The organism is Chromobacterium alticapitis, from assembly GCF_002924365.1.
Lineage (GTDB): Bacteria > Pseudomonadota > Gammaproteobacteria > Burkholderiales > Chromobacteriaceae > Chromobacterium > Chromobacterium alticapitis.
Genome location: NZ_PQWB01000059.1, coordinates 1 through 3,479 on the forward strand (window position 1 = coordinate 1; position 3,479 = coordinate 3,479).

The 3,479-nt window shown below is 60.6% G+C and carries 3 protein-coding genes; all 3 read left to right on the top strand.

Annotated elements, in window-relative coordinates:
• A partial coding sequence (locus C2I19_RS14170) for a Mu transposase C-terminal domain-containing protein (RefSeq protein WP_199181187.1) occupies positions 1–895 on the top strand: 895 nt, incomplete at its 5' end.
• Positions 888–1,862 carry a TniB family NTP-binding protein gene (locus tag C2I19_RS14175; RefSeq protein WP_103903349.1) on the top strand — a complete coding sequence of 325 codons (975 nt, stop codon included), beginning with the start codon at positions 888–890 and terminating at the stop codon, positions 1,860–1,862. The genes C2I19_RS14170 and C2I19_RS14175, both read left to right, overlap by 8 nt.
• A 45-nt stretch (positions 1,863–1,907) precedes the next feature.
• Positions 1,908–3,479 (top strand): TniQ family protein (locus tag C2I19_RS14180; protein ID WP_146056818.1); only part of this gene is annotated, 1,572 nt, incomplete at its 3' end.

The window sequence follows — 3,479 nt, forward strand, 5'->3', positions numbered from 1 at the left end:
CTCCCAGGACCTGCTGCGCGCCACTTTCGAACTGGGCATCAACTATCAGTTCTGCCCGCCCCGCACGCCATGGTTCAAACCCATGGTCGAGCGATCGCTGCGGACGCTGGCGGAGCAGTTCGCCCATCAACTGCCCGGCACCAGCTTTGCCAACTGGTTCGACCGCTATGGCTATGACCCGCTGAAAGAGTCGATCGTCACCCTGTCAGAGCTGGTCCACGCCCTGCACATCTGGATCATTGACATCTACTCCCAGACTTACCATCGAGGCCTGAAACAGACGCCGTATACCGCCTGGCGACGCGCGGCGGAAATCGTCACGCCTCGCACCATCGATCCTGATCGCTTACGACTGGTGCTCTCCAAGCAGGCTGAACGTGTGCTGGGGCATGCCGGCATTGAGCTGCATGGCTTGCGTTACAACTGCAAAGATCTGCTCCCTTGGCGCAAACAGCTCGGCGACCGCATCAAAGTGCAGATCCGCTTCGACCCGGACAACCTGGGTTCGATATTCGCGCTCCATCCGCAGACCAAAGAGGCCATGCCCGTACCCTGCCTCACCCCGGACTACGCCGAAGGACTGCAACTGCACCAGCACAAGCTGATTCAGGCGGCGCTACGCAAAGAAGGCCTGGCATCCGCCGATCCGCTATCGCTGGCCCGGGCCAAGGTGCGCATGCAGGAGGTGGTCGGACAATTACTGCAAAGCCGCAAACTGGCCGACCGCAAACGCGCCGCGCGGGCCAAAGGCGCGCACTCAAGCAAGGTGATGACCACCGGCAAACTGCCTCCTGTGATTTCAGAGGACATGGAACTCCCCCCGACAGACAACTGGTCACCGCCCAGCACGTTGCCCGTGCTCGCGCACGATCCGGAAGGAGATCGCCATGAGTGAGCGCTATACGTTGGCGGATCTTCGACGCGCGGAGCGGATCCAGATCCTGCATCCACAATTCAGCACGGCGCTGGAAAGGCTGTCGCACAGCCATGCCCTGTCACGCCAAGGTGCCGCTGCCAGGCATCTGCTGCTGATTGGCGCATCCGGCACCGGCAAGACCTCGGTGCTGCACAGCTTTGCCAAACAGCATCCCAGCTACGAAACGGAGGAAGCAACGATACGCCCGGTGGTGTATGTCCAAGTGCCTGCCCACCCGACCATCCGAGGCCTGGCGGAGGCCATTCTGATTGCGCTAGGGGCCGGCGTTCAGCTCCGGGGCAGCACCGCGGAGAAGACCAACCAGATCGTGCAACTGATCCGCAACGGCAAAACCGAAGCCTTGCTGCTGGATGAATTCCATCACTTCGTCGATGCCGGCCGCAGAACCTTCGAAGAGGTCACCGAGTGGCTCAAGACCCTGATCGATCAGATCGCCATTCCCACGGTACTGTCCGGCCTGCCAGAGTGCGAGTGGATCCTGCGCTCCAACGAGCAGCTGCGCCGTCGCTTCGCCGCCCGCGTGGCGCTGACGCCGATCGGTTTCTCCTGCAACGAGGACAAGTCCTTGTTCCGCGACGTCGTCCATGCCTGGGACACGCAGATCAACCTGGGACGCCCAATCTGGGGACTCGCCGAGTGGGAGTGCGTCAGGCGCCTACACTACGCCAGCAATGGCCTGCTCGGTTATCTCTCCAAGGTGATTCTGGGGGCATTGGAATGCTTGATCGAACAGGAGCGGCAAGATCTCGACCAAAGCGTCTTGGCCATGGCCTTCTCCAACTATGTTTGGCGAGACAGCCCGTCCGAGCTGAATCCCTTCGATACCAACTTTGTATTCCGACGCCTGAATCAGCCTGACGAGCCATTCGAGCCGACACGGTTCTCCCGCCGGAACGCCCCAAAAGCTGCCATCCCTGCGTTGTAAACCCATGAGGATCGCCGCCCCGGCGATCCTCCAACGGAACACACCATGACCACCCCACTACTGCAGATCCGCCCCAAGCCGCAGGCGGGTGAAAGTCTGCTGGGATATTGCCTGCGCCTCGGGCACGCCAACGGCTATCCCGGGCAGACCTGGCTACCACTATTTGTCAAAAAACACGATGCCGCCTGGCAGAATCTAACCCGGCTGACAGGCCATGATCAGACTAGCCTAGCGTGCCTGACAGGCCCGGCGCCAGCCAGCCTGGGCCGTCACAGCTACCATCGGCTCGGTCTCAAGGTGACGTACTGGAATCACCATCATCGCCGCTGGTGCCCCGTCTGCCTAGCCGAACACGGCATCTGGCAAACGGAGTGGCTGCTGACCCTGCAAATAGCCTGCCCGATTCATCGCCTGCTGCTGCGAGAAAAATGTCCTGGCTGCGATAAACTCATCCGCTGGCATCAGGGCACCATGTTTATCTGCAGCTGCGGCGCCGACTTGCGCCATGCCGCCACACGCCCAGGCACCGCTGCCGAGTTGGCTCTCGCCAAACTGATTGCCCAGGCCATCCGGCCGCTGATCGGTTTGCCCGACCTCGCTGTCAGCAACATCCCGACGCCGCCGGAGTTAGATCATCTACACCCGGCACAGCTCTGCGACCTGCTCTGGTTCTTTGGCGCCTATGCCTCGCACCGGCCCAATACCCGGCCGCAAAAAATAGCCGATCATGGCCGGATCGAAATCATTCAGCCCTATCTGCAGTTGGCCATGCAGATCGCCCAGCACTGGCCGCAACGCTTCCATCAACTACTGGAGGAATACACGTTACCCATATCCAGCAACACGGCATCGCTGCGGGTGTACTTGCGGGAAATGCATCAGGCCCTCTACCGACTGCTGGTCCATCCAGAACTGCTATTTGTACGGGAAGAATTCGAGCGTTATGTCCATGCACGCTGGCCGGACAAACTGATCCTGCAGCAGGATCTGCGTCAGGCCCATCCCATCATCAGCCTGGCCAAGGCAGCGGAACAGCTCAATCTCTCAACAGGCGCCGTACACAAGTTGATCGAAAACGGCACCATCAAAGGCTGCCAATCCTCATCGGCTAAAGGGAAAGCCACTTGGATGGTGGAGCGAAGCTCGCTGGATGCCTACGCCCGCAGTGAGCATGGCACGCTGACCATTTCGGAGGTGGAACGCATACTGCGCATCACCCCCAAACGAATCCGCTTGCTGATCGAAAGCGGTTTGCTGCACCCCCTGCCCCACGATAAGAAACGTACTCGATGGTGCTTTCAGCTGGAAACCATCAACGCCTTCCTGGAGCAGTTGAACCATGGCCAGATCAGCCCAGAACCGGACAATCCAGAACTGCTGTCAGTGTGGGAAATTACCAAGCGGTGGATGCAAGGCAGCGAGCCCTTCTTGGCGGTGATCCGCGCCCTACAGGATGGCGCGCTGGAAGTGGTAGGCCGCACCCCGGCCGACCATGGCCTCCGCGCGCTGCTGGTTTCCCGACAGCAATTCACGCTCTGGCATGAGCAATACCGCCGCTCCCGCGGCTTCTTCACGGTCAGGGAGGCGGCAGCTGCCATCCAGATGAACGTCAACTTG

Coding starts and splice junctions, on each gene's coding strand:
- C2I19_RS14175 (WP_103903349.1), top strand. CDS start 888: ATGAGTGAGCGCTATACGTTGGCGGATCTTCGACGCGCGGAGCGGATC.